Here is a 26,608-nt window from a genome sequence, read left to right on the forward strand (position 1 = left end):
CGCCAACCGTGGGTTCTTGATTTCAGGCTCTTCACAATCGAGGGTGTAGTTGGGGTCGGAAGCCGCCGAAGAGCCCAAAAATAGCCCCGGTGCGAGGGTCGGCCCGCGTGCTATGTTCCGGCCATGACTAGACCGGGTGAGATCCTCGGCAGCGTGGTCGCCGCCAGCGAGCGCGAGCAGCTCGAGACGTTCCTGGATTATCTGCGCGACGCCGTCGTGCGCAAGGCCCGCGGGGTGTCGGAGGAGGACGCGCGGCGCAGCCCGGTGCCGACCGGCACCAACCTCGGCGGCCTGATCAAACACCTGCGGTGGGTGGAACTGGGCGGGTTCGCCGAGCAGATCGGGCAGATCCCCGCCGCGGAGCTGCCCACGCCGCCGTGGACCGACGCAGACCCGGAGGCCGACCTGCGGCTGGAGCCGAACGAGAAGCTCGACGACGTCATCGCCGCCTACCAGGCGGAGTGCGACCGCTCCCGCGAGATCGCCGCCCAGCACAACCTCGACTACGCCGTCATCACACCGCGGGGCAGGGAACTGACGTGGATGTACCTGCACGTGATCGTGGAGACCGCCCGGCACGCGGGCCACGCGGACATCCTGCGCGAGATGATCGACGGCAGCGTCGGCGACTGACGGCTCGCGGCGCGTCGTCGGTCCGTGTTCCGGGTCGTCGGAGGCGGCGTTACAACGGTATCGACGGAGGCTGACCTCCAACACCGTGGGCCGCCACCCGAACGGCTCGTGCGCCAACCGCCGGACCACCGTGTCCCTGGCCGCGCCAGGGCATCCGCAGCGACGACACCATCTGTCGGGCTCGACAACCCGGCACCGGAGAATCGCCCGATCGGGCTCCAGCCGCTGCCCGAGCACTTCGAGCCCGAGATCATGGTCACCCCCATCCTCGGGAGACCTCGACCCCTACCCGGCCACCGACGCGCCGACCGGACTACACCCTCAACTGCGAAGAGCCTGATTTCAGCACATCAAGAACTCACGGTTGGGCGCGCAACAACCCACGGTTCGCGCATCAAAAGCACGCGGCTCGCGTCAGGAGGGGGAGACGACGAGGATGCGGTCGTCGGCCTCGGCCGGATCACCGCGACCGTCACGGTTGGACGTGGTCAGCCACAGGTTGCCGTCGGGAGCGAGTACGACGGTGCGCAGCCGGCCGTACTTCCCGACGAAGAAGTCGGTCGGGTCGCTCGCGACACCGTCCTCGACCTTCACCCGCCACAGGCGTTCACCGCGCAGCGAGGCCATCCACAAGAAGCCGTCCGCCCAGGCCAGTCCGGACGGTGAGGCGTCACTGGTGCGCCAGACCACCTGCGGGTCGGTGTAGTCGGGGGCGCCGCCGGATCCCTCGAAGAGCGGCCAGCCGTAGTTGGCGCCCTTCTCGATCCGGTTCAGCTCGTCGAAGGCCTGGGAGCCGAACTCACTGGCCCACAGCTGCCGATCGGAGTCGAAGGCCAGACCCTGCACGTTGCGGTGCCCGGTCGACCAGATCGGCGACGACGGGTCGGGGTTGCCCGGCGCCGGCTTGCCCTCGGGGGTGATCCGCAGGATCTTGCCGCCCAGTGCGTCCGGGTCCTGCGCCATGTCCTGGTCGCCGGTCTCGCCCGTGGAGACGTAGAGGTTGCCGTCGGGCCCGAACACCAGGCGGCCGCCGTCGTGGATGAACCCGTTCGGGATGCCGGTCAGGATCGGCTCGGTCGCTCCCAGCGTGCTCCCGTCGTACGACGCCCGCACCACCCTGTTGTCCGTCGGGGTCGAGACGTAGAAGTACAACGTGGAGTCGGTGGCGAAGTCGGGGGAGACCGCGACCCCGAGCAGCCCGGCCTCCTCACGTGGATCGGCCTCGTCGATCACGCCGATCTCACGGGTGCGGCCACTCGAGACCACCAGGACCCGCCGGGAGTCACGCTCGGTGACGACGGCGTCGCCGTTCGGCAGGAAGTCCAGGCCCCACGGGGCCTCCAGCCCGGTCGCGACCGTGTCGACGACGCGGACCCCGTCCGCCGACGCGGAGGGACGGGGCTTGCCGGTGAGCACGGGATCCGTCGGACCAGTCCCGGTCGATCCGTCGCCCGAAGGCTGGGCCGGCACCTGTGGCGTCGACTGCGGGTCGCCGTCGTCCTCGGAGGAACAGGCGGTCAACGCCACCGAAACCATCAGGAGCGACGCCACCAGCCTCATGTCAGAAGACTGTAGGGCACCACGGTGAGGCCCGGGCCGGGGGTCAGCGCACCCGGTCGAGGAACTCCAGGAGCAGTTCGTGGAAGCGCTCCGGCTGCTCCATCGCGATGAAGTGGCTGCCGACGAGTTCGACGTACGTCGCCCCCTCGATGCGCTCCGCGGCGCTGGCCATGTCGCGTGGGCCGGCGAGCAGGTCCCACTTGGCGGCGACGAACGCGGTCGGCACGTCGATCCGACTGAGCGAGACCCGGCCGTGAGCGGCCGTGGTGAGCGCGAGGTGGAAGTACCAGTCGATCGGCGTGGTGAGGTATTCGCGGATCGCCTTCGCCGCGAGCTCCGGGTCGGCGACCGGGAACATGAAGCCGCTGTGGCTGACCAGGCTCACTGCCTTCTGCCCGATCGGCAGCCGCTTGGCGATCGGCGTGATCGCCTTGCCCGTTGCGGCGACCACGCGCGCCAGGTTGACCGTCAGGGCGCGCGCCACAGGCTTGGGAAGGTGCAGAGGAGCCAGCATCGTCGAGAAGGTCGCCCCGGGCACACCGGCGTACGCGAACAGCCCCGACACCCGCTCCGGGTGGCGTACGGCGAGCTCGAACATCGTGTTCACGCCCATCGACCAGCCCAGCAGCACGGCCTTGTCGAGGCCGACGTGGTCCATCACCGCGACGGCGTCCTCGACGAAATGCTCAATGCCGACGTGCTTGCGGTCGGCGGGACGTGCGGAGCCGCCGGTGCCGCGGTGGTTCCAGGACACGACGCGTACGCCGGACCCGGGCCGCAGCAACGACGGCGTGGTCCACGGGTTGGTGCCCAGGCCGTTGCAGAGCACGACCGTCGGGCCGTCGATCAGGCAGTCGGGGTCGTTGGTCCAGGCGCGCAGGAGCGTGCCGTCCGCGGACTCGACGTCGAAGAAGTAGACCGACGGGGTCGCGCTGTCGATCGTGCTTTCAGGTTGGGCGATGGCAGCCATGAGGAGGATTGTTCACCAGGCCGGCCCGCCCGTGCGGGAGATGTGACCGAGCCCTCAGCCGTGGGCGGCCACGACCCGGGTCGGATAGCGGGCGGCGAAGAACTCATCGACCTCGAGGACTTCGGCGCGGTGCTTCGCCAGGGTGGTGCAGGCGAGCATGGCGTTGCGGCGGGCGGTGGACTGGGACCGGACGGCCCAGTCGTCAAGCAGGTTCCGGACAGTGCGCAGGGGATTCATGATCCGCTCCAGGCGGCTCGATGGCGGGGACGACTCCCAACCTAGGCCTGCGGGGGCGACCCTTGCGTCAACGTCGTGTGACATCTGGGTGAACGAGCACGCGGCGGGGACCTTCAGTCCGGCACCGGCTCGTGGAGCTGCGCCCCGGACCGCGTGGCGCCGACACTTGCCGCGATCACGCAGGCCATCGCGACCCATTGCATCGGCTCCAGGAACTCCTGGAGGACGACGATCGCGGCGAGGGCCGCGGCGGCCGGCTCGAGGCTCATCATGATGCCGAACACGGCCGGGCGCAGGGAGCGCAGGGCGGCCAGCTCGAGGCTGTAGGGAACCACGGAGCTGAGCATGCCGACGGCGGCGCCGAGCAGGAGGATGTCACCGTGCAGCAGGTCGCCGACGCCACCACTCACGACGGCGGGCACCAGCAGTGCGGTCGCCACCGCGCTGGCCACGGCGAGGCCGTCGATGCCCGGCCAGCGTCGACCGGTGCTCGCGCTCAGCAGGATGTAGGACCCCCACGCGGCGCCCGCGAGCAGGGCGAACAGCACCCCGGCCAGGGTGACCCCGGTCGGCTGGAAGCCGAGCAGCAGCACGCCGGCTGCGGCCAGGCCGACCCAGACCAGGTCACGCGGCCGCCGGGAGCCGAACACCGCGATGGCCAGCGGTCCGACGAACTCGATCGTCACCGCCAACCCGAGCGGGATGCGCGCGAACGCCTGGTAGATCGACCAGTTCATCACCCCGAGGCTGAGCCCGAAGCCGAGCACGACCACCCAGTCCTCGCGTGAGCGACCGCGCAGGTCGGGCCGGGCGATGGCGAGGAACACGAGCGTGCTCGTCACCAGGCGGAGGAAGACCATGGCTGTGGGGTCGATCCGGTCGAACAGGCCCTTGGCCACGGCCGCGCCGAGCTGCACGGAGAGGATGCCGCCCAGCACCAGCCAGATTGCCCTGCGCATGCCTCTCCCCTCGAACGTGATCCGGTCGTAGGGTCGAAGCATGGCATCGACAGTGCTCCTCGTCGGAACCCGCAAGGGCCTCTGGATCGGTACGTCGGACGCGGCGCGCGTCGACTGGCAGTGGACCGGTCCCCACTTCGACATGGAGGAGGTCTACTCCTGCATGGTCGACACACGTGGCGACAACCCGCGTCTCCTGGTGGGTGCCTCGTCGAGCTGGACCGGCCCCCAGGTCTGGCGCTCCGACGACCTCGGCGCCTCGTGGCAGGAGACGCCGGGTGGCGCCGTACGCATGCCCGACGACATCGACGCCAGCGTCGAGCGGGTGTGGCAGCTGGTCCCCGGCACCCAACCGGGTGTCGTGTACGCCGGCACGGAGCCGGGCGCGGTGTTCAGGTCGACCGATGGCGGCGAGTCCTTCGAGCTGCTCCGGGGCCTGTGGAACCACCCGCACCGCACCCAGTGGGGCGAGGGGTTCGGCGGACAGGCCTTCCACACGATCCTTCCGCACCCAGCCGACCCACAGTCGCTGACCGTCGCCATCTCGACCGGCGGTGTCTACCAGACCGACGACGGCGGCGAGACCTGGCAGCCCCGCAACGACGGCATCCGGGCCGAGTTCCTGCCCGAGGGGCAGCAGTACCCGGAGTTCGGCCAGTGCGTGCACAAGGTGGCCCGCCACCCGGACGCACCCGACCGGCTGTTCCTCCAGAACCACGGCGGCGTCTATCGCTCCGACGACCAGGGCGGCCGCTGGGAGTCCATCGCCGACGGGCTGCCGGCCGACTTCGGGTTCCCGATGGTCGTGCACCCCCACGACCCGGAGACGATCTTCGTCTTCCCGATCCAGGGCGGCGACGCGCGTTACCCGGTGGACGCGAAGGCGCGGGTCTGGCGCTCCACCGACGCCGGCGCGTCCTGGCAGGAGCTGGGCACCGGCCTGCCCGAGGGCTTCTTCGTGGCGGTCATGCGCGACGCGATGGACGCCGACAGCCACGATCCGGCGGGCCTCTACTTCGGCGGTCGCAACGGCGGAGTCTTCGCCTCCGCGGACGCGGGGGAGACCTGGCGCGAGATCGTGCAGAACCTCCCCGACGTGATGGTGGTCCGCGCCGCGACCCTGTGAGTCCCTCCGCGAAAGGGTCGTGCTCGCGCGTTCTTTCTGACACGATCCCTTGCGTTGGGAACATGTGTGAGGGGTTGGACGATGTCCGAGTTCAAGGTTGAGCGCTCAACCGTGGTGGTGGCCGATCCGCCGAGGATCCACGGGCTGATCAACGATTTCCGTCAATGGCAGGGCTGGTCGCCGTGGGAGGGACTCGACCCCGACCTCGACCGGACCTACTCAGGGCCGGAGAGCGGCGAGGGCTCCCACTACGCCTGGTCCGGCAACAAGCGGGCCGGCAGCGGCACCATGGTGATCACCGCCTCGGAACCCGACCGGATCGGGGTGGCGCTGAGGTTCCTCAAGCCGTGGAAGGCGACCAACGCCGTCACGTTCACACTGCGCCCGGTGGCGGCCGGAACCGAGGTGACCTGGGCGATGCAGGGTGAGCAGAAGGGCCTGATGGGCCTGGTCGGCCGGGTCATCCCGATGGACAAGCTGGTCGGCAAGGACTTCGAGAAGGGCCTGGCCAACCTCAAGGCACGCGCCGAAGAGCCGGCCTGAGTCACCAGACGCGGCGTCGGGCTGAGACACCCCGCCCGGCGCCGAGCCCCGCGGATTAGGCTCGGGGCATGACCGACGCACCTGACATGAAGCCCCGCAGCCGCGACGTCACCGACGGACTGGAGAAGGCCGCTGCCCGCGGCATGCTCCGTGCCGTGGGCATGGGCGACGACGACTGGGTCAAGCCTCAGATCGGTGTCGCCTCGTCGTGGAACGAGATCACCCCCTGCAACCTCTCGCTGGACCGGCTGGCCAAGGCCGCCAAGAAGGGTGTCCACGCGGCCGGCGGCTTCCCGCTCGAGTTCGGCACCATCTCCGTCTCCGACGGCATCTCGATGGGCCACGAGGGCATGCACTTCTCGCTGGTCTCCCGCGAGGTGATCGCCGACTCCGTGGAGACGGTGATGATGGCCGAGCGCCTCGACGGCTCCGTGCTGCTGGCCGGCTGCGACAAGTCACTGCCCGGCATGCTGATGGCCGCGGCCCGCCTCGACCTTGCCTCGGTCTTCCTGTACGCCGGGTCGACGCTGCCTGGCCAGATCGACGGCAAGGACGTCACCATCATCGACGCGTTCGAGGCCGTCGGAGCCTGCCTGGCCGGCAAGATCACCCGCGCGGAGGTCGACCGTGTCGAGAAGGCGATCTGTCCCGGTGAGGGTGCCTGTGGCGGCATGTACACCGCGAACACGATGGCCTCCGTGGGTGAGGCGCTCGGCATGTCCCTCCCCGGCTCCGCTGCTCCGCCCGCGCCCGACCGTCGCCGCGACACCTTCGCGATCAAGTCGGGCGAGGCCGTCGTCGAGATGCTGCGCCAGGGCCTCACCGCCCGCGACATCATGACCATGGACGCCTTCGAGAACGCCATCGCCGTCGTGATGGCGCTCGGCGGCTCCACCAACGCCGTGCTCCACCTGCTGGCGATCGCCCGCGAGGCCGACGTCGACCTCACCATCGACGACTTCAACCGCATCGGCGACAAGGTCCCGCACCTGGCCGACCTCAAGCCGTTCGGCAAGTACGTCATGACCGACGTCGACCGGGTCGGTGGCATCCCGATGGTGATGAAGGCGCTTCTCGACGCCGGCCTCATGCACGGCGACGCGATGACCGTCACCGGCAAGACGCTCGCCGAGAACCTCGAGTCGATCGCCCCGCCGGCCCTCGACGGCGACGTCATCCACACCATGGACAACGCGATCCACAAGTCCGGCGGCCTGACCATCCTGAAGGGGTCGCTGGCCCCCGAGGGTGCGGTCGTGAAGAGCGCAGGCTTCGACAACGACGTCTTCACCGGCACGGCCCGGGTCTTCGACGGCGAGCGCGCGGCACTCGACGCGTTGACGCAGGGCACGATCGTGGCCAACGACGTGGTCGTGATCCGCTACGAGGGCCCCAAGGGCGGTCCGGGCATGCGCGAGATGCTCGCCATCACCGGTGCCATCAAGGGCGCTGGCCTCGGCAAGGACGTCCTGCTGATCACCGACGGTCGTTTCTCCGGCGGTACGACGGGCCTGTGTGTCGGGCACATCGCGCCCGAGGCCGTGGACGCCGGTCCGATCGCGTTCGTCCGCGACGGTGACCAGATCACCCTCGACGTGGCCAACCGCCTGCTCGAGGTGGAGATCGACGACGCCGAGCTCGAGAAGCGCAAGGTGGGCTGGGAGCCGAACCCGCCGAAGTACACCCGCGGCGTCCTCGGCAAGTACGCCAAGACGGTGCAGTCGGCGGCGCACGGAGCCGTCACCAGCTGACTCAGCGGTCGTCCTGTGCGGTGCTGTTGACGGTTCGTCCGTGGCACAACGCGTGTGGAGCGACCGTAACCCCGCGTTGCATCGGGTGGGGAGGGTGTAGGAATGGCCCATGGAGCGAGAGCCGGGACGACTGGTGCGGCACCTGCCCACCGGTGAGGAGGGCACCGCGTTCCCGGTGTTCCGCGACCACCACGTCCACCTCGGCCTGGTCGGGTACGACGCACTGTCCGACGGCGGCATCGGTGCCGTGGTGGATCTCGGCTGGTCGCCGGACATCGTAGACCTCGCCGATGCCGCCAGGATCCCGGTGGCGTACGCCGGCTGCTTCCTGACCGCGCCCGGTGGCTATCCGAGTGACCGCGCCTGGGCGCCGGAGGGCAGCACCCGGACCGTGGCCGACCCGTCGCAGGCCGCGGCCGCCGTGGCGGAGCAGGTCGACCTGGGTGCCTCGCTGGTCAAGGTGGTGCTCAACAACGAGGCCGGGCCGGTGCTGGACACGGCCACGCTGGCCGCGGTGGTCGACGCGTCGCCGGTTCCGGTGGTCGCCCACGTGCAGGGGCCCGGCATGCTCCGGGTCGCACTCGACGCCGGGGTCGCCGTACTCGCGCACACGCCCTGGACCGAGCGGGCGTCCGACGACGAGATCGCCCGCTCGGCCCGCAGCCAGCGGTGGATCAGCACGCTCGACATCCACGGCTACGGCACGTCCTCCCCGGAACAGGACACGGCCGTGGACAACCTGAGTCGCTTCCACGCGGCCGGGGGAGAGGTGCTCTACGGCACCGACCTCGGCAACGGCGACCTGCCGGTCGGACTCAACGAACGTGAGCTGGCGCTGCTCGTCCGGGCCGGGCTGCGCCCGAGGGCCCTGGTCCACGCGCTGGTCGCGCCGTTCGCCGGACCAGCGGTGAGCGATCGCCTCAGCTTCGTGCCGGGAAGCCCCGGCCACGACGCGGCCGCCTGGCTGTCGCGAGCCAGGGTGGTGGCCGCTGACGAGACGGCTGCGGGGTGAGCCGGTTCCCGGGCGGCACCGGGTGGGCGGCGACTGGACGCGGACGACACCGGGCCGCCAGAGTGTCCGGTGACCGGATGGATGTGACCGATTGACGAGAACATGGAGGCCCCACGCGTGACCGTCGACGAAGCAGGCGCCCTGGCGCTGGATGCCGCAGACCCCTGCGCGCGCGACCAGTTCCTGGTGCCACCCGTGCCCGAGCAGCCGGGAACCGAGACGGCCTACCTGGCCGGCAACTCGTTGGGGCTGCAGCCCCGGGTGACCGCCGAGCGACTCAAGGGAGAGCTCGACGACTGGGCGCGTCTCGGGGTCGAGGGTCACCTCGAGGCGCAACGGCCCTGGTTGCCCTACCACGAGCTGCTGCGGGAACCGGCCGCCCGCCTCGTGGGTGCGCTCCCCGCCGAGGTGGTCGCGATGAACTCGTTGACCGTCAACCTGCACCTGCTGATGCTGAGCTTCTACCGGCCGACACCCGACCGGCACGCGATCGTCATCGAGGACGCCGCCTTCCCCTCCGACAGCTACGCAGTCCGCAGCCAGGCCGCCCTCCACGGGTACGACGCGGACGAGGCAGTGATCCGGCTGCGCCCCCGCGACGGCGAGGCCGGGTTGCGCAGCGACGACGTCGTCAGCTTCCTTGCCGAGCACGGGGAGAAGGTGGCGCTGGTCCTGCTGGGCGGCGTCAACTACTACAGCGGCGAGCTGCTCGACATCGAGTCGATCACCCGCGCCGGGCGGGCCGCGGGCGCCGTGGTCGGCTGGGACCTCGCGCACGCGGCCGGCAACGTGCCGCTGCGACTGCACGACTGGGACGTCGACTGGGCCGCCTGGTGCACCTACAAGTACCTCAACAGCGGGCCCGGTGCGGTTGCCGGCGCGTTCGTGCACGAGCGCCACCTGGCTGACCGGTCGCTGCCGCGCCTCGCCGGCTGGTGGAGCACCGACCCGGCCACCCGCTTCCGCATGGGGCCCGAGGTCACCCCGGTGGACACCGCCGACGCCTGGCAGCTCTCCAACCCACCGATCCTGGCGATGGCGCCGGTGCTCGCGTCGCTGGAGATGTTCGACAGCGTGGGCATGGGCGCGCTGCGGGCCCGCAGTCTCCGGCTCACGGCGTACCTCGAGCGGGCCGTCGACGAGCTCTGCGCCGACCGTGCGCTCGAGATCATCACCCCGCGTGACCCCGCCCAGCGTGGCGCGCAGCTGTCGGTCCGGCTGCAGGCCGACGACGCCGGCGAGGTGACCCGCGGGCTGCGACAGCGTGGCGTCATCGCCGACGCCCGCCAGCCGGACGTGGTGCGGTTCGCGCCCGTCCCGATGTATTCGACCCATCACGACTGCTGGCGTGCGGCGACGGCGCTGGCCGAGGTGGTGAGCGCACGTGCCTGAGACCCGAGCCGACCAGGACGTGGCGGTCATCGGCGCCGGACTGGCCGGCTGCCTGGCCGCGACCCTGCTCGGCCGCAGCGGCCGCCGGGTCACGCTCTACGAACGCCGTGCGGACCCGCGCGCCACCGGTGCCGAGCGCGGCCGCTCGATCAACCTGGCCCTGTCGGCACGCGGCCTCAGTGCGCTCGAGCAGGTCGGGCTCCGCGACGAGGTGCTGGCCCAGGCGCTGCCCATGCAGGGGCGCATGGTGCACGCGAAGGACGCGGCGGCACAGCTCCAGCCCTACAGTGCGGACCGGGTGCGGGCGATCCACTCGGTCAGTCGCGGCCGGCTCAACGAGCTCCTGCTCGACGCCGCCGAGGCGACGCCCGGAGTCACTCTCGAGTTCGGGCACGAGCTCGAGTCCGTCGACCTGGACGGCGGCGTGCTGCGCTTCCGGACCGACACCGGCCCTGTCGAGAGGCCTGCCGGCCTCGTGCTCGGTGCCGACGGGTCGTACGCCGCCTCGCGCCGGGCCGTGACCTTCCGGGCCGGCTTCGACTTCAGCCAGGACTTCCTCAGCCACGGCTACAAGGAGCTGACCATCCCGGCCGTCGACGGCGACTTCGCCCTCGACCCCGGCGCCCTCCACATCTGGCCCCAGGGCTCGTCGATGATGATCGCCCTGCCCAACCTCGACCGGTCGTTCACCTGCACGCTCTTCTGGACCCGCGAGGAGTTCGACGCGCTGGGCACCGACGACGAGATCCGGAGCCACTTCGCCCGGCACTACCCGGACGTGGCGGACCTGATCCCGGACCTGGTCGACGACTTCAGGCGTAACCCGATCGGGTCCCTGGTCACCATCCGCTGCAGCCCCTGGGTGCACCACGGCGAGCGTGCCTCGCTGGCCCTGCTCGGCGACGCCGCCCATGCGATCGTCCCGTTCTTCGGCCAGGGCGCGAACTGCGCCTTCGAGGACTGCATCGAGCTGGACCGGCTCCTCGCAGAGGCGGGGGACGACCTGACCGGCGCCCTCGACGCCTACCAACAGGCCCGCAAGGCGAACTGCGACGCGATCGCCGAGATGGCCCTGGACAACTTCGTCGAGATGCGCGACCGGGTCAGCTCGCCGGTGTTCCGGCTGCGCTCGCGCGCCCAGCACGCGCTGGAGCGGGCCGTCCCGGGCCGCTACCAGTCCCGCTACGAGATGGTGTCCTTCACGACGATCCCCTACGTCGAGATCGAGCACCGCATGCGCCGTCAGAACCTCGGCCTGCTCGCCACCGGTGCCACCGGATCAGGTGCCGCCCTTCTCGCCGTACGCCGACTGCTCAGAGGCCGCGGGTCTAGGGTCGGATCATGAGCACGACGTTCCGGAATTTCGTGGACGGGTCCTACGTCGACGGAGTCGCGGAGTTCGACAAGATCGACCCGGTCGACGGTTCCCTGGTGGGCACGGTCAGCGAGGCCGGTGCCGAGACGGTGGACGCCGCCGTACGCGCCGCCCGCCGGGCCCTCGACGGTGCCTGGGGCCGCACCCGGACGGCCGACCGCGTCGCCCTCATGCGCAGGGTCGCCGACCGCATCGACGAACGGTTCGAGGACTTCGTCGCCGCCGAGGTGAGGGACACCGGCAAGCCGGTCTCGCTGGTGCGTGAGCTCGACGTGGCCCGTGCCGCGATGAACTTCAGGTCCTTCGCCGACACGGTCGCCTCGGCCGGGCAGGACTCCTTCCTGACCGAGCTGCCCGACGGGCGACAGGCGCTCAACTACGCGGTGCACAAGCCGCTGGGCGTGGTCGCGGTGATCGTCCCGTGGAACCTCCCGCTCCTCCTGCTCACCTGGAAGGTGGCGCCGGCCCTGGCCTGCGGCAACGCCGTGGTGGTCAAGCCGTCCGAGGAGACACCGGCCACCGCCACCCTGCTGGCCGAGGTGATCGCCGAGGCCGGGGTGCCCGACGGCGTCTACAACGTCGTGCACGGCTTCGGCCCGGGCTCGGCGGGTGAGCACCTGACCAGTCATCGCGGCATCGACGGGGTCACCTTCACCGGTGAGTCGTCCACGGGCTCGGCGATCATGCGCTCCGTGGCCCCCGCCGTACGCCCGGTGTCGTTCGAGCTCGGCGGCAAGAACGCGGCGGTGGTCTTCGCCGACGCCGACCTCGACAAGGCGATCCCCGGCCTGGCCCGCTCGACGTTCCTCAACACCGGCCAGGTCTGCCTGTGCACCGAGCGGGTCTACGTCGAGCGGCCGGTCTTCGACGACGTCGTCGCGGGGCTGGCCAAGGAGGCGGGTCGGCTGCGCCTGGGTCGCCCCGACGACCCGGGCACCACGACCGGGCCGCTGATCTCGCGGGTGCACCGCGAGAAGGTGCAGTCCTACTTCGACCTCGCGGTCACGGAGGGCGCCGAGGTGGTGGTCGGGGGAGGCGTCCCCGACCTGGGCGACGACCTGGCGGCCGGTGCCTGGATCCAACCGACCCTGTGGACCGGGCTCGACAACAGTCACCGGGTGGTGCGCGAGGAGGTCTTCGGTCCGGTGGCCGCACTGATCCCGTTCGACACCGAGGAGGAAGCCGTGAAGATGGCCAACGACACCGACTACGGCCTGGCCGCGGTCACCTGGACCAGCGACCTGTCCCGCGGGCACCGGGTCGCGCAACGGATGAGGGTGGGCATGTCCTGGGTGAACACGTGGTACCTCCGCGACCTGAGGTCGCCGTTCGGCGGCGTGGGACTCTCCGGCATCGGCCGCGAGGGCGGCCTGCACTCGCTGCACTTCTACACCGAGCCGACGAACGTGTGCGTGCAGCTGTGAGCGAAGCGAGAGACCGCATCGAAGAGCTCGCCGTCCGCCTCGACGACGCCGTGCGCACGGCCACGGCCATCCCTCAGCTGTCCGCCGACGAACCACTCACCCTCGACGAGGCGTACGCCGTACAACGGGGAGGCATCGCCCTGCGGGTCGGACGCGGCGACCTCGTCGTCGGGGTGAAGCTCGGCTTCACCAGTGAGGCAAAGGCGCGCCAGATGGGCGTCTCCGACGTGATCATCGGCCAGCTCACGGCGAGCACCGAGGTGTCCGACGGCGGCACCGTCGACCTCGCCACGATGGTGCATCCACGCGTCGAGCCGGAGGTCGCCTTCCGGCTCGGTGCGGACCTGCCGCCCGACCTCGAGGATCCCCTGTCGACCGTCTCCGACGTCGCGGCGGCCCTCGAGATCATCGACAGCCGCTACCGCGACTTCCGGTTCAGCCTCGAGGACGTGGTCGCCGACAACACCTCGGCGGCCGGCTTCGTGCTCGGCGAGTGGCTGCCGTTCGCCGACCACCGCGAGCGTCTCGCCGGTGCCGAGGTCACGCTCGCCTTCGACGGGGAGACCCGCGAGCAGGGCAGCACCTCGGCGATCCTCGGCGATCCGCTGCGTGCCGTCGCCGCGGCGCAACGGATGGCGGCGCACTACGACCTCGCCCTGCCGGCCGGCTCGATCATCCTGGCCGGGGCGGCCACCGCGGCCGTGGCCATGGAGCCCGGCGTGCTCGTCGAGGGCACCGTGGCCGGGCTCGGCCTGGTCTCCGTGCGGACGGGAGGAGACCGTGCCTGAGGGCGTCGTCGTACCAGGCAAGGCGACCCCGCGCGGCGCCTTCCCACACGTGAAGGTCGCCGGCGACCTCGTCTACGTGTCGGGCACCAGCAGCCGCCGCCCCGACAACAGCTTCGCCGGCGTCGAGGTCGACGAGCTCGGGTTGGTCGACCTCGACATCCGCGCGCAGACCCGGGCGGTGATCGAGAACATCCGTGACCTGCTGACTGCCGTCGGGGCAGGGCTGGACGACCTGGTCCAGGTGACGACGTACCTCGTCAGCATGAACGACTTCGGCGGCTACAACGAGGTGTGGGCCGAGTTCTTCGACCACACCGGCCCGACGCGTACGACGGTCGCGGTGCACCAGCTGCCGCACCCGCACCTGCTCATCGAGATCCAGGCCGTCGCCACCCTGGCCGGCACCGCCCGAACCGACCGCACCACGGAGGAGAGCCCATGACCGACATCCCACCCGTCTTCAACTTCGAGTCGTGGATCAACGAGAACGAGCACCTGCTCAAGCCGCCGGTCAACAACAAGCAGATGTACGACGCCACCGGCGACTTCATCGTGATGGTGGTCGGCGGGCCGAACAGCCGCACCGACTTCCACTTCGAGCCCTACGAGGAGTGGTTCTACCAGTACCGCGGCAACATGCACGTCGACCTGATGACCGACGAGGGCCCGCACCGCGTCGACATCACCGAGGGGTCGATGTGGAAGCTGCCGGGCAGCACCTACCACTCACCGCAGCGACCGGAGGCCGGCTCGATCGGACTGGTCATCGAGCGCATCCGTGAGGAGGGCACCCTCGAGAAGTTCGCCTGGTTCTGCCAGCAGTGCAACGCGAAGGTGCACGAGGCGGAGTTGCAGGTGCGTGACATCGTGTCGGACCTGCCGCCGGTCTTCGAGGCGTTCTACTCCTCCGAGGAGGCGCGCACCTGCGACGCGTGCGGCGCACTGCACCCGGGGAAGGGCTGACCGGCTTGGACGCGATCGACGTCCACACCCACTACGTGCCCGCGGGTTGGCCGGACCTGGGTGAGGAGCGGCCGTGGCTGCGGGTCGACTCCGAGCGTGCGGCGATGATCATGGTCGGCTCGACGGAGTTCCGGCCGGTCTGGTCGAACGCCTGGGACGCCGACGTACGCGTGGCTGACATGGAGTCCGACGGCGTCGCGAAGCAGGTGGTCTCGCCGACCCCGCTGTTCTTCGGCTACGACCTGCCGGGCGCCGAGGCGGCGAAGGTGGCCCGCATCTTCAACGACCTGGCCCTCGAGATCTGTGCGCCGTCCGCGGGGAGGCTGCTGCCGTTCGCACAGGTGCCGCTGCAGGACACCGACGAGGCCTGCCGCGAGCTCGACCGTTGCCGGGACTCGGGCCACCTCGGGGTCGAGATCGGCAACCACGTGGGAGACCGCGACCTCGACGACGAAGGGGTCGTGACGTTCCTGCAGCACGCGGCCTCGATCGACATGCCGGTGTTCGTGCACCCGTGGGACATGCCCGAGTCGCCGCGCCTCGACCGGTGGATGGCCCGGTGGTTGACCGGGATGCCGGCCGAGACCCACCTGTCCGTGCTGGCGATGATCCTCGGCGGCGCGTTCGACCGGCTGCCCGACTCGCTGCGGATCTGCTTCGCGCACGGCGGTGGCTCCTTCGCGTTCTGGCTGGGACGCCTCGAGAACGCCTGGCACCGCCGGGGCGACCTGGTCGCGAAGTCCGAGCTGCCGCCCTCGTCGTACGTCGACCGGTTCAGCGTCGACTCCGTGGTCTTCGAGCCCGCGGCGCTGCGGTTGCTGGTCGACACCCTGGGTGCCTCGCAGGTGATGCTCGGCAGCGACTATCCCTACCCACTGGGCGAACGGCCGGTCGGCGAGGTGGTGCACCGCGCCGACTTCCTGACCGACCCCGACCGGGCGGCGATCCTCCACGGCAACGCCGAGCGATTCCTCGGGCTGCCCTGACCTGTCTCGCAATCGTCGGATTCCCGGCGCGGGGCAACCTCGTGGCACGGTGGCGCGTGAAACAGTTCGAACAGCGCAATCGTCACCAACGGGGAGCAGTGCATTGGACCAGCGGATCAGCCTCGTCACCCTCGCAGTGGCCGACCTCGACGCCACCCGGGCGTTCTACCTCGACGGCCTCGGCTGGACCGCCGAGATGGACGTGCCCGGTGAGGTGCTGATGATCAAGGCGGGGGAGCACCTCCTGCTCTCCCTGTGGGCCGAGGCCGAGTTCGAGGCCGAGGTCGGCCCGATCCGGCGCGGTGACGGCGTGGCGCCACTGACCCTGGCCCACAACGTGGCCACCCGCGACGAGGTCGACGCGGTGCTGACCACCGCGCGTGCGGCCGGCGCCGATCCGGTCAGCGACGCGGTCGAACGCGACTGGGGTGGCTACACCGGCTACTTCGGCGACCCTGACGGCTTCCGGTGGGAGATCGCCTTCAACCCGGGCGCCGTCGCGGACCTGGTCCTGCCGTGAGGGAGACGATCGCGCCCACGCACGCGATCCTCGGTGTGCTCGCGGGCCTGGTGGTCCTCGTCCTGACCGCCGGCATCGTCGGCCACCCGGGCACGGACGCCGGTGACGTGTCGGAGATCGCGGTGGCCGGGGCCGCCGCCGAGCCGGGCGCCGAACCCGGCAAGGACAGTGGCTCCGCACCCGTCATCGCGAAGCTGCCCACGATCCCGGCGCTCCCGCACGGGGGCACCAGGGTCTTCGACGGCCGGATGCTGGTGGCCTACTACGGCACGGCCGGCACGCCCGTGCTCGGCGTGCTGGGGGAGACCTCGCCCGAGCAGGCCGTCCGGCGGGTACGCCGAGCGGCCCGGCCGTTCGACCGCCCCGGCAAGCCGGCCGTACCGGTGATGGAGCTGATCGTGACCGTGGCCGACGGACACCCCGGGCCGGGCCGGGACTTCAGCCACGACATCGACCAATCCGCGGTGGCCGAGTACGTGCGCGCGGCCCGCCGCCACAAGGTGATGCTCGTGCTCGACCTGCAGACCGGCCGCAGCGACTTCCTGAAGGTCGCCAAGCGCTGGGAGTGGGCGCTCAAGCACCCGTGGGTCGGCCTCGCGCTCGACCCCGAGTGGCGGATGGGCCGTGGAGACGTGCCGGGTCGTCGCATCGGGTCGGTCAACGCGAGCGAGGTGAACCGCACCTCGGCCTGGCTCGAGGGGCTGGTCCGTCGTGAACGCCTGCCGCAGAAGATCTTCATGCTCCACCAGTTCCGCCGGGAGATGATCCGCGGCATCGACCGGGTCAGGGCCCGCCCGCACCTGGCGATGGTGCAGCACGTCGACGGCTTCGGTACGCCGGGCCAGAAGATGTCGACCTACCTCCATGTGGCGAAGGCGAAGCAGTTCCACATGGGCTTCAAGCTGTTCTACGACGAAGACATCCGCCGCATGTCGGCCGCCAAGGTGCTGCGGATCCGGCCGCGCGTGCAGTTCGTCAGCTTCCAGTAGCCGCCGCGGTTTACTCGGTGGCCTGCCGACCACCGCGGTGACATGCTGGCGCGCATGCCTTCCGTCCCTGACACACGCCGTCCGCAGCTGCAGTTCCCGCGCCCGTTGAAGCCCGGCGACCTGATCGGGGTGACCTCGCCCTCGAGCGGCGTCGACGCTCGCATGCAGCCTCGGCTCGAGGTCGCCCTGGCCGACCTGCGCCGGCGCGGGTACGACGTACGCGTCGGCGAGTGCATGTCCGGCGACCGGCACGTCTCGGCGCCCAAGCAGCAGCGCGCCGACGAGCTGACCGCGATGCTGCTCGACCCGGAGATCCGTGCGGTTGCGCCGCCGTGGGGCGGCGAGCTGGCGATCGACCTGCTCGACCTGGTCGACTGGGACGCCCTCGCCGCGGCCGAGCCGACGTGGTTGGTGGGCTACTCCGACATGACCACGGTGATGCTGCCGCTGACCCTGCGTTCTGGTTGGGCCACCCTGCACGGTGCGAACCTGATGGACTCGCCGTACACCCCGCCGGAGGGGCTGCTGCACTGGACCGACGTCGCCGCGGCGAACGGGCCCGTGGTGCAGCGCAGCCCGGGGCGCTACCGCACGGCCGCGCACGGCGACTACGTCGGCAACCCGGGGGTGAACACCTTCGACCTCGACGGGGAGGGCGGGTGGAGCGTGCTCGGTGGTGGCAACCTCGAGGTGGGTGGCCGGCTGATCGGCGGCTGCGTCGAGACGCTGGGCGCGATCTCCGGCACGCCGTACGCCGACGTCGCCGGCTTCGGGCGCGACCATGCCGACGACGGGCTGATCGTCTATCTCGAGGCCTGCGACTTCGGTGCCTACGACGTGGCCCGGATCCTCCACGGCTTCCGGCTGGCCGGCTGGTTCGACGAGGCGTCGGCGATCCTGATCGGCCGCACCCCGGCACCTGCGTCGGGCGACTTCACCCAGCACGACGCCGTCGCCGACGCGCTCGGCGGCCTCGACATCCCCGTCGTGCTCGACGTCGACTGCGGCCACGTCGCACCGTTCATGCCGCTGGTCAACGGCGCCGACACCCGCATCGTCGTCCACAACGGCCAGGGCGAGGTGTCGCAGACCCTTGCGTGATCACTAGTCTCGAGATCGTGAGCGATGTGCAGGGCAACGACGAGCAGCCCGTCGGGCCCCCGGTGCCCGACTGGCACGGGTGCCCCTTCCCGGACGTCGCGGTCCTGAAGGGCCGCTGGTGCCGGGTCGAGCCCTTGCTGCCCGAGCACGCCGACGAGCTGTACGACGAGCTGTGCGGGCCCGACGACGACTCGCTGTGGACCTACCTCCCACGTGAGAAGCCGCTCGACCGGGCCGACTTCGCCGCACACGTCGAAGCGCGGTCGGAGGCGACCGACTCGGTGACGGTCGTGGTGCGCGACGGCTCGGGCGTGGCCGCCGGCATGCTCAGCCTGATGCGCATCGACCGGGCCAACGGCTCGGTCGAGATCGGGTGGATCGTGCTGGGCCGTCGCCTGCAGCGCACGACGGCGGCCACCGAGGCGCAGTTCCTGCTGGCCCGGCACGTGTTCTCGCTGGGCTACCGGCGCTACGAGTGGAAGTGCGACGCACTCAACGAACCTTCGCGGAAGGCTGCCGCCCGACTCGGTTTCACCTACGAGGGACGCTTCCGCCAGGCGCTGGTCTACAAGGACCGCAACCGCGACACCGACTGGTTCTCGATCACCGACGGTGAGTGGCCCGCGCTCGAGTCGGCGTACCTCGCCTGGCTCGACCCGGCCAACCACGACGGCGGCCGGCAGGTGCGCACGCTGGGGGAGATCCGCGCGGCCGGGTGAGTCTCCCGCCGGTGCCCTCCCGAGTGGCATGCTGGGCACCATGAGCGAGAAGCTGACTGATCAGCAGGTGCTCGATGCAGGACTCACCGGCTGGGCCACGCACGACGACGCACTCCACGTCCGGTTCGACACCGGCGATTTCGCCAAGGCACTGGCGCTGGTCGACGCGATCGGCGCGGTCGCCGAGGAGCTGAACCACCACCCCGACCTCGAGCTCGGCTGGGGGCGGGTGGAGGTGCACCTGACCAGCCACGACGTCGGTGGCATCACCGGGCGTGATCTCACCCTGGCCCGACGCATCGACGAGCTCGCGACGGAGGCCGGCGTACGCGCGTCGCCCTGAGCGCCATATGCTGGGACTCGGGTACCACGATGTGGGATTACTGTTGTACTTGGTTGACGCCGGCGGGCGTCGGCAGCGAACGTAGGCGCATGCGCAAGGACCTTCTTGTATGCACGCGACGCGTGAGTTGAGACCACACAGGTCTCATCGCCCACGCGTCATCCCCTCGTTGCCGAAACCGGCCGGGGGGTTTTTTGTTGCAGTCGAACCCATGAGGACAGGAAGCAAGGATGAGCGAGCAGGGCGAGACCGGGGCACAGGTCACCGGTGCCCAGAGCCTGATCAAGTCGCTGGAGAGCGCGGGCGTCGAGAACATCTTCGGCATTCCGGGAGGCGCGATCCTCCCGGCGTACGACCCGCTCTTCGACAGCAAGATCCGCCACATCCTCGTACGCCACGAGCAGGGTGCCGGCCACGCTGCGCAGGGGTACGCCGCGGCCACGGGCAAGGTCGGCGTCTGCATGGCGACCTCTGGCCCGGGTGCGACCAACCTGGTCACCCCGATCGCCGACGCGCACATGGACTCGCTGCCGATGGTCGCGGTGACCGGACAGGTCGGCGCCGCGCAGATCGGCACCGACGCCTTCCAGGAAGCCGACATCCGCGGCATCACGATGCCGATCACCAAGCACAACTTCCTGATCACCGACCCGGCCCAGATCCCGCAGACTGTGGCCGAGGCGTTCCACATCGCCTCGACCGGTCGCCCCGGCCCGGTCCTGGTCGACGTGGCCAAGTCCGCGCTGCAGGCGATGACCACGTTCCAGTGGCCGACCGAGCTGAACCTGCCCGGCTACCGCCCGGTGACCCGGCCGCACAGCAAGCAGATCCGTGAGGCCTCCAAGCTGATCCTCGAGGCTCGTCGCCCGGTGCTGTACGTCGGCGGCGGCGTGATCCGCGCAGGTGCCTCCAAGGAGCTGCGCGTGCTGGCCGAGGCGACCGGCATGCCCGTCGTGACCACGTTGATGGCCCGGGGAGCGTTCCCCGACAGCCACGTGCAGCACCTCGGCATGCCCGGCATGCACGGCACCGTCGCGGCGGTGGCCGGCCTGCAGAAGAGCGACCTGATCATCAGCCTGGGTGCCCGCTTCGACGACCGGGTGACCGGCAACCTCGACTCGTTCGCACCCGGCGCCAAGGTGATCCACGCCGACATCGACCCGGCCGAGATCGGCAAGAACCGCCACGCCGACGTGCCGATCGTGGGTGACTGCCGCGAGGTGATCGCCGACCTGATCATCGCGCTCAACGCCGAGGCGGAGCAGGGCAACCGTGGCGACTACGAGGCCTGGGTCGGGTTCCTGGCCGGCATCAAGAAGCAGTACCCGCTGGCCTACGACACCCCGCCGAACGGCGCCCTCGCCCCGCAGTACGTCCTCGAGCGCCTGGGCAAGATCGCCGGGCCCGAGGCGATCTACTGCTCGGGGGTCGGGCAGCACCAGATGTGGGCCGCCCACTTCGTCGGCTACGAGAACCCGAACACCTGGCTCAACTCCGGAGGCCTCGGCACCATGGGCTTCGCGGTGCCTGCCGCCATGGGGGCCAAGGTCGGCATGCCCGACAGCACCGTCTGGGCGATCGACGGCGACGGGTGCTTCCAGATGACCAACCAGGAGCTGGCCACCTGTGCGATCAACGACATCCCGATCAAGGTGGCGGTGATCAACAACGAGTCGCTCGGCATGGTGCGCCAGTGGCAGACGTTGTTCTACAACGAGCGCTACTCCAACACCGACCTGCACAGCAAGCGGATCCCCGACTTCGTGAAGCTCGCAGACGCCTACGGCTGTGTCGGCCTGGCCTGCGACTCGCCCGACGACGTGGACGCCACGATCGAGAAGGCGATGTCGATCGACGACCAGCCGGTCGTCGTCGACTTCCGGGTCCACCGCGACGCCATGGTGTGGCCGATGGTGGCCGCCGGCACCAGCAACGACGAGATCAAGTACGCCCGGGACCTGGCTCCCCAGTTCGATGAGGATGACCTGTGAGCAAGCACACCCTGTCCGTCCTGGTCGAGAACAAGCCGGGCGTCCTGGCCCGGATCGCCGGCCTCTTCAGCCGCCGCGGCTTCAACATCGACAGCCTCGCGGTCGGCCCGACCGAGAGTCCCGACGTGTCCCGCATGACGATCGTGGTCTCGGTCGACGAGAGCCCGCTCGAGCAGGTCACCAAGCAGCTCAACAAGCTGATCGAGGTGATCAAGATCGTCGAGCTCGACGGCTCGTCCTCGATCAGCCGCGAGCTGCTGCTGGTCAAGGTCCGCGCCGACGCCGAGACGCGCGGCCAGGTCCTCGACGCCGTCCAGCTGTTCAAGGCCAAGGTGGTCGACGTCGCCACCGACGCCCTGACCATCCAGGTCACCGGCAATGCCGACAAGCTGGGCGACTTCCTGCGGGTCCTCGAGCCGTTCGGGGTCCGTGAGATCGTGCAGTCCGGCATGGTCGCCATCGGTCGTGGCTCCCGCTCGATCTCCGAGCGCAACCTGCGCCCGGTCGCCGTACCGGCCCCGCCGCCGGCCGTCTGAACCACCCGTCCCCGCCCGGTGTAACGCGGGGTTACGGTCGCTCCACACGCGTCATGACACCGCACCACCGTCAACACCACCGCACAAGTCCCCAAGATCCAAGCTCAACACCAACCTGAAGGAGAGCCCCAGTGGCTGAGATGTACTACGACGACGACGCCGACCTGTCCCTGATCCAGGGCAAGAATGTCGCGGTCATCGGCTACGGCAGCCAGGGCCACGCGCACGCGCTCAACCTGCGCGACTCGGGCGTCGACGTGCGCATTGGCCTGCAGCCCGGCTCCAAGAGCCGCGCCAAGGCGGAGGACGAGGGCCTGCGCGTGCTGACCCCCGCCGAGGCCGTCGAGGAGTCCGACGTCGTCGTGATCCTCGCCCCCGACCAGCACCAGCGCAAGCTGTACGCCGAGGAGATCGAGCCGCACCTCACCGAGGGCGACACCCTGGTCTTCGGCCACGGCTTCAACATCCGCTTCGGCTACATCAAGGCGCCGGCCGGCGTCGACGTGATCATGGTCGCGCCCAAGGCGCCGGGTCACACCGTGCGTCGTGAGTACGTCGCGGGTCGCGGCATCCCCGACATCATCGCGGTCGAGCAGGACGCCTCCGGCAATGCCTGGGACCTCGCGAAGTCCTACGCCAAGGCCATCGGCGGCACCCGCGCCGGCGTCATCAAGACCACCTTCACCGAGGAGACCGAGACCGACCTGTTCGGTGAGCAGGCCGTGCTCTGTGGCGGCATGTCGCACCTCGTGCAGGCGGGCTTCGAGACCCTGACCGAGGCCGGCTACCAGCCCGAGATCGCCTACTTCGAGGTGCTCCACGAGCTCAAGCTGATCGTCGACCTGATGTGGGAGGGCGGCATCGCCAAGCAGCGCTGGTCGATCTCAGACACCGCCGAGTACGGCGACTACGTCAGCGGCCCGCGGGTCGTGTCGCCCGACGTCAAGGAGTCGATGAAGGCGATCCTGGCCGACATCCAGAGCGGCGCGTTCGCGCAGCGGTTCATCGACGACCAGGACAACGGCGCCAAGGAGTTCAACGAGCTGCGCGAGAAGGAGGCCGGTCACCCGATCGAGGCCACCGGCAAGACCCTGCGCGCCCAGTTCGCCTGGTCGCAGGCGGACGACGACTACACCGAGGGTTCCGCAGCACGCTGATCCTGCGCCAACCGCGTGCTCTTGATGCGCCAACCGTGGGTTCTTGATGTCCGAACACCGGATTGTTGATCCGGTCGAGGACGACGTACGTCAAGAACCCACGGTTCGAGGCGCAAGAATCCACGGTTCGCGATGAGGAGTCGCACGTTCCTGTTTCGCTCCTCGACCAAGGTTAGGCACTCCTAAGGCGCAGGCGTATTCTGCGTCCGTGCTCTCCAACTACCTGATCGGCTTGCGCGAAGGCCTCGAGGCGGCCCTCGTGGTCAGCATCCTGGTCGCGTACCTCGTCAAGTCCGGCCGGACGAACCTGCTGCCCCGCATCTGGGCCGGTGTCGGCATCGCCGTCCTGATCTCGCTCTGCTTCGGCGCCCTGCTGACCTACGGCCCCCGCGGGCTGACCTTCGAGGCGCAGGAGTTCATCGGCGGCACCCTCTCGATCATCGCGGTCGGCTTCGTGACGTGGATGGTCTTCTGGATGGCCCGTGCCGCCCGCGGGCTCGGCGGCGAGCTGCGGGGCCAGATCGACGAGGCCGCCGACGGAAGTCGCTGGGGCCTGGTCGTCGTGGCGATGTTCGCGGTCGGTCGCGAAGGCCTGGAGACCGCGCTCTTCATCTGGGCGGCCACCCAGGCCGGCACCCGTGAAGAGGTCGGCTCGGTGACCCCCACCTGGGAGCCGTTGCTCGGTGCCGCGCTGGGAATCCTCACCGCGATCGTCCTCGGCTACCTCATCTACCGCGGCGCGATCAGCATCAACCTGAGCAAGTTCTTCACCTGGACCGGTGCGTTCCTGATCGTCGTCGCCGCCGGCGTACTCGCCTATGGCGTGCACGACCTGCAGGAGGCGCGCTTCCTGCCGGGACTGCACGACCTGCTCTTCGACATCTCCGACACGATCGATCCCGCCGGCTGGCTCGGCACGCTGATCAAGGGCGTCTTCAACATCTCGATGGCCACCACCAAGCTCGAAGGGGCCGTGTGGGTGCTCTACCTGGTCCCGGTGATGACCCTCTTCCTCCGCGGTGCCCGCCGGCGTACCGCCCCCAAGGACGCCGCCACGGTGGCAACGTCCTGAGCACCACCCCACTCCACAGAAGGACGACGATGCGCAACAGAAGACTGGCCGTTCTGGTCCCCCTGCTCGTGGCCGCACCGCTGGTGGCCTCGTGCACGGAGAACACGGAGCCCGACGAGGGCAACCCGCGTTCCATCCAGGTGGTCTCCACCGAGGACGGCTGCGACGTCTCGAAGGTCGAGGCGCCCGCGGGGACGCTGACCTTCGACGTCACCAACGCCGGCAAGCAGGTCACCGAGTTCTACCTGCTCGCCGAAGACGGCCTGCGCATCATCGGTGAGGTCGAGAACATCGGGGAGAACCTCGACAGCCGCCTCACCGTGCAGGTGCCCGAGGGCAAGTACGTCACCGCCTGCAAGCCGGGCATGAAGGGCGACGGCATCCGCTCCGACTTCGCGGTCACCGCCTCCGACGAGAAGGTCGAGGTCACCGAGGACGAGCAGGCGCTGGTCGACACAGCCAACGCGAACTACCTCGCCTACGTGCAGGACCAGACCGACCAGCTGCTCACCAAGACCACCCAGTTCGTCAACCTCTACAAGGCGGGCAAGGACGACGAGGCGCGGGCCCTGTACGCCGACGCGCGCGTGCACTGGGAGCGCATCGAGCCGGTGGCCGAGTCGTTCGGTGACCTCGACCCGAAGATGGACCTCCGCGAGGCCGACGTCGCCGAGGGTGACGACTTCACCGGCTGGCACCGGATCGAGAAGGACCTCTGGCCGGCCCGGGCCGAGGGCTACAAGGCCATGACGCCCAAGCAGCGCGCGTTCTACGCCGACGACCTGCTCAAGAACACCAAGACGCTGGACACGAAGGTCGACGGCGATCTCAGCTTCACGATCGACGGCATCGCCAACGGTGCCACCGGTCTCCTCGAAGAGGTGGCCGAGGGCAAGGTCACCGGCGAGGAGGAGTTCTGGTCGCGCACCGACCTGTGGGACTTCCAGGCCAACGTCGACGGCGCACGCGTCGCCTTCGAGGGCGTCAAGCCGCTGCTCGAGACCAAGGACGCCGCCCTCTCGAAGACGCTGACCGACCGGTTCGCCGCGTTGCAGAAGCTCCTCGACGCGCAGAGGACCGACTCGGGTTTCACCTACTACAACGAGCTCACGCAGCCCGAGATCAAGGCGCTCAAGGTCGCAGTCGAGGCCCTTGCCGAGCCCCTCTCGAAGCTGACGGGCACGATCCTGTCCCGGTCATGAAGCAGCCCATCGTCTCTCGGCGCACCCTCTTCACGGGGGGTGCGGCAGTCGTGGGTGTGGCCGGCGGCCTCGCCGCGGCCCAGGCCCTCGAGACCGACACCAGCCAGACCGCCGGACCGCACGCCTACGCCCTGCGTGGCGCCCACCAGCCGGGCATCACCACGCCTGCCCAGGACCGCCTGCACTTCGCCGCGTTCGACGTCGTCACCGACGACCGCGACGCACTCATCGCGCTGCTGACCGCCTGGACCGAGGCGGCCGAGCGCATGATGGCCGGCGGCTCGGCCGGACCCGTCGGTCCGACGGAGGGCGACACCGACCTGCCGCCCGACGACACCGGCGAGGCGATCGGGTTGCCGCCCTCGAAGCTCACCCTCACGTTCGGGTTCGGGCCTACGCTCTTCCGCGACGCCAAGGGCAAGGACCGCTTCGGCATCGCCGACCAGCAGCCCGCGTCACTCGAGCCGCTGCCGCACTTCCCGGCCGACGCCCTCGACCCCGAGCGCTCCGGGGGCGACCTCTGCGTCCAGGCCTGCGCCGACGACCCGCAGGTCGCCGTGCACGCGATCCGCAACCTCGCGCGCATCGGGTTCGGCACGGTCTCGGTGCGCTGGTCGCAGCTCGGCTTCGGCCGTACGTCGAGCACCTCGACGTCGCAGGAGACGCCGCGCAACCTGTTCGGCTTCAAGGACGGCACCGCCAACGTGAAGGCAGAGGAGGCCAAGGCGCTCGACGAGCACATCTGGGTCTCCGACACCGACGACGCGAAGTCGGGTTGGCTGGCTGGCGGTTCCTACCTCGTCGCGCGCAGGATCAACATGCGCATCGAGACCTGGGACCGGCAGTCGCTGGGCGACCAGCAGATGTTCATCGGCCGCACCAAGGAGTCCGGCGCGCCACTCTCGGGTGGCGAGGAGTTCAGTGACCCCGACTTCAAGATGCCCGGCCGCGGCGGCCCGATCATCCCGGTCGACGCCCACGTCCGCGTCGTGCACCCCGAGCAGAACGACGGGGTCCGGATGCTGCGCCGCGGCTACAACTTCGTCGACGGCAGCGATGCGCTCGGTGGCCTGAACGCGGGGCTGTTCTTCATCGCCTACGTGCGTGACCCGGCCACCCAGTTCATCCCGATGCAGACCCGGATGGCGCAGAGTGACGCACTGATGGAGTACCTCAAGTTCACCGGCTCGGCCCTGTTCGCCGTACCCCCGGGAGCTGGCAAGGGCGAGTACGTCGGCCAGGCGCTGTTCGCCTGACCG

The 26,608-nt window shown here is 70.0% G+C and carries 27 protein-coding genes and 1 pseudogene; 23 read left to right on the forward strand and 5 right to left on the reverse strand.

Going from position 1 to position 26,608, the window contains the following annotated elements:
• Nucleotides 1–123 precede the first annotated feature (123 nt).
• Nucleotides 124–633, forward strand: coding sequence for a DinB family protein (locus ASD30_RS01515; protein ID WP_056675954.1), 510 nt, complete (start codon nt 124–126; stop codon nt 631–633).
• Between the two features lie 51 nt (nt 634–684).
• Here the strand turns inward: ASD30_RS01515 and ASD30_RS25880 are convergent.
• From ASD30_RS25880 to ASD30_RS01535, 5 genes and pseudogenes are all read right to left on the reverse strand, one after another.
• A pseudogene (locus ASD30_RS25880) lies at nt 685–885 on the reverse strand (ISL3 family transposase); the annotation flags it as partial.
• Between the two features lie 162 nt (nt 886–1,047).
• Complete coding sequence (locus ASD30_RS01520) at nt 1,048–2,193, reverse strand: PQQ-dependent sugar dehydrogenase (RefSeq protein ID WP_056675956.1); 1,146 nt, start codon at nt 2,191–2,193, stop codon at nt 1,048–1,050.
• Nucleotides 2,194–2,236: 43 nt separating this feature from the next.
• Entirely contained in the window at nt 2,237–3,163 is a 927-nt protein-coding gene (locus ASD30_RS01525; RefSeq protein WP_056675959.1) for an alpha/beta fold hydrolase, read from the reverse strand.
• A 54-nt stretch (nt 3,164–3,217) separates the two neighbouring features.
• On the reverse strand, nt 3,218–3,400 hold the full coding sequence (locus tag ASD30_RS01530) for a hypothetical protein (RefSeq protein ID WP_056675963.1): 183 nt from the start codon (nt 3,398–3,400) through the stop codon (nt 3,218–3,220).
• Between the two features lie 113 nt (nt 3,401–3,513).
• On the reverse strand, nt 3,514–4,401 hold the full coding sequence (locus ASD30_RS01535; protein ID WP_082563488.1) for an EamA family transporter: 888 nt from the start codon (nt 4,399–4,401) through the stop codon (nt 3,514–3,516).
• Between ASD30_RS01535 and ASD30_RS01540 the strand changes: the two genes are divergently transcribed.
• The 22 genes from ASD30_RS01540 to efeB all read left to right on the forward strand — a co-directional run bounded on the left by ASD30_RS01540 (nt 4,400) and on the right by efeB (nt 26,605).
• Nucleotides 4,400–5,485 (forward strand): WD40/YVTN/BNR-like repeat-containing protein, encoded by a 1,086-nt coding sequence (locus tag ASD30_RS01540; protein WP_056675966.1) that lies wholly within the window; start codon nt 4,400–4,402, stop codon nt 5,483–5,485. The genes ASD30_RS01535 and ASD30_RS01540 overlap by 2 nt on opposite strands.
• Nucleotides 5,486–5,566: 81 nt before the next feature.
• Nucleotides 5,567–6,028 carry an SRPBCC family protein gene (locus ASD30_RS01545; protein WP_056675969.1) on the forward strand — a complete coding sequence of 154 codons (462 nt, stop codon included), beginning with the start codon at nt 5,567–5,569 and terminating at the stop codon, nt 6,026–6,028.
• A gap of 68 nt (nt 6,029–6,096) precedes the next feature.
• Entirely contained in the window at nt 6,097–7,779 is a 1,683-nt protein-coding gene (gene ilvD, locus ASD30_RS01550) for a dihydroxy-acid dehydratase (RefSeq protein WP_056675972.1), read from the forward strand.
• Between the two features lie 109 nt (nt 7,780–7,888).
• Nucleotides 7,889–8,791, forward strand: coding sequence for a hypothetical protein (locus ASD30_RS01555; RefSeq protein WP_056675975.1), 903 nt, complete (start codon nt 7,889–7,891; stop codon nt 8,789–8,791).
• Nucleotides 8,792–8,908: 117 nt separating this feature from the next.
• Nucleotides 8,909–10,183 carry a kynureninase gene (gene kynU, locus ASD30_RS01560; protein ID WP_235530206.1) on the forward strand — a complete coding sequence of 425 codons (1,275 nt, stop codon included), beginning with the start codon at nt 8,909–8,911 and terminating at the stop codon, nt 10,181–10,183.
• Entirely contained in the window at nt 10,176–11,528 is a 1,353-nt protein-coding gene (locus ASD30_RS01565) for an FAD-dependent oxidoreductase (protein WP_056675981.1), read from the forward strand. The genes kynU and ASD30_RS01565 overlap by 8 nt, the downstream gene beginning before the upstream one ends.
• Nucleotides 11,525–12,982 carry a 2-hydroxymuconic semialdehyde dehydrogenase gene (locus ASD30_RS01570; protein WP_056675984.1) on the forward strand — a complete coding sequence of 486 codons (1,458 nt, stop codon included), beginning with the start codon at nt 11,525–11,527 and terminating at the stop codon, nt 12,980–12,982. Before ASD30_RS01565 ends, ASD30_RS01570 begins: the two co-directional genes overlap by 4 nt.
• On the forward strand, nt 12,979–13,770 hold the full coding sequence (locus ASD30_RS01575; protein ID WP_056675992.1) for a 2-keto-4-pentenoate hydratase: 792 nt from the start codon (nt 12,979–12,981) through the stop codon (nt 13,768–13,770). Before ASD30_RS01570 ends, ASD30_RS01575 begins: the two co-directional genes overlap by 4 nt.
• Nucleotides 13,763–14,212: a RidA family protein gene (locus ASD30_RS01580; protein WP_056675994.1), complete on the forward strand. Its 450-nt coding sequence runs from the start codon at nt 13,763–13,765 to the stop codon at nt 14,210–14,212. Before ASD30_RS01575 ends, ASD30_RS01580 begins: the two co-directional genes overlap by 8 nt.
• On the forward strand, nt 14,209–14,733 hold the full coding sequence (locus tag ASD30_RS01585; protein WP_056675997.1) for a 3-hydroxyanthranilate 3,4-dioxygenase: 525 nt from the start codon (nt 14,209–14,211) through the stop codon (nt 14,731–14,733). Before ASD30_RS01580 ends, ASD30_RS01585 begins: the two co-directional genes overlap by 4 nt.
• Before the next feature lie 5 nt (nt 14,734–14,738).
• Nucleotides 14,739–15,719: an amidohydrolase family protein gene (locus ASD30_RS01590; protein WP_156393479.1), complete on the forward strand. Its 981-nt coding sequence runs from the start codon at nt 14,739–14,741 to the stop codon at nt 15,717–15,719.
• A gap of 103 nt (nt 15,720–15,822) precedes the next feature.
• Entirely contained in the window at nt 15,823–16,239 is a 417-nt protein-coding gene (locus ASD30_RS01595; RefSeq protein ID WP_056676003.1) for a VOC family protein, read from the forward strand.
• Entirely contained in the window at nt 16,236–17,228 is a 993-nt protein-coding gene (locus tag ASD30_RS01600) for a hypothetical protein (protein WP_056676005.1), read from the forward strand. Before ASD30_RS01595 ends, ASD30_RS01600 begins: the two co-directional genes overlap by 4 nt.
• A gap of 54 nt (nt 17,229–17,282) precedes the next feature.
• Nucleotides 17,283–18,329 (forward strand): S66 family peptidase, encoded by a 1,047-nt coding sequence (locus ASD30_RS01605; protein ID WP_156393480.1) that lies wholly within the window; start codon nt 17,283–17,285, stop codon nt 18,327–18,329.
• 17 nt (nt 18,330–18,346) lie between these two features.
• Nucleotides 18,347–19,048: a GNAT family N-acetyltransferase gene (locus ASD30_RS01610; RefSeq protein ID WP_056679074.1), complete on the forward strand. Its 702-nt coding sequence runs from the start codon at nt 18,347–18,349 to the stop codon at nt 19,046–19,048.
• 40 nt (nt 19,049–19,088) lie between these two features.
• Complete coding sequence (locus ASD30_RS01615; RefSeq protein WP_056679077.1) at nt 19,089–19,391, forward strand: 4a-hydroxytetrahydrobiopterin dehydratase; 303 nt, start codon at nt 19,089–19,091, stop codon at nt 19,389–19,391.
• Between the two features lie 230 nt (nt 19,392–19,621).
• Nucleotides 19,622–21,382 carry an acetolactate synthase large subunit gene (locus ASD30_RS01620; RefSeq protein ID WP_056676010.1) on the forward strand — a complete coding sequence of 587 codons (1,761 nt, stop codon included), beginning with the start codon at nt 19,622–19,624 and terminating at the stop codon, nt 21,380–21,382.
• Complete coding sequence (ilvN, locus tag ASD30_RS01625; protein WP_056676012.1) at nt 21,379–21,918, forward strand: acetolactate synthase small subunit; 540 nt, start codon at nt 21,379–21,381, stop codon at nt 21,916–21,918. The genes ASD30_RS01620 and ilvN overlap by 4 nt, the downstream gene beginning before the upstream one ends.
• Before the next feature lie 131 nt (nt 21,919–22,049).
• Nucleotides 22,050–23,075 (forward strand): ketol-acid reductoisomerase, encoded by a 1,026-nt coding sequence (gene ilvC / locus ASD30_RS01630; protein WP_056676016.1) that lies wholly within the window; start codon nt 22,050–22,052, stop codon nt 23,073–23,075.
• A 208-nt stretch (nt 23,076–23,283) separates the two neighbouring features.
• The gene (gene efeU, locus ASD30_RS01635) at nt 23,284–24,147 is read left to right on the forward strand and encodes an iron uptake transporter permease EfeU (protein WP_056676019.1); all 864 of its coding nucleotides are present in this window, start codon (nt 23,284–23,286) and stop codon (nt 24,145–24,147) included.
• A gap of 29 nt (nt 24,148–24,176) precedes the next feature.
• Nucleotides 24,177–25,349 carry an iron uptake system protein EfeO gene (efeO, locus tag ASD30_RS01640; RefSeq protein ID WP_056676022.1) on the forward strand — a complete coding sequence of 391 codons (1,173 nt, stop codon included), beginning with the start codon at nt 24,177–24,179 and terminating at the stop codon, nt 25,347–25,349.
• Entirely contained in the window at nt 25,346–26,605 is a 1,260-nt protein-coding gene (gene efeB / locus ASD30_RS01645; RefSeq protein ID WP_056676024.1) for an iron uptake transporter deferrochelatase/peroxidase subunit, read from the forward strand. Before efeO ends, efeB begins: the two co-directional genes overlap by 4 nt.
• The last annotated feature ends 3 nt before the right edge of the window (nt 26,606–26,608 follow it).

It is taken from the genome of Nocardioides sp. Root140 (assembly GCF_001426745.1).
GTDB lineage: Bacteria > Actinomycetota > Actinomycetes > Propionibacteriales > Nocardioidaceae > Nocardioides.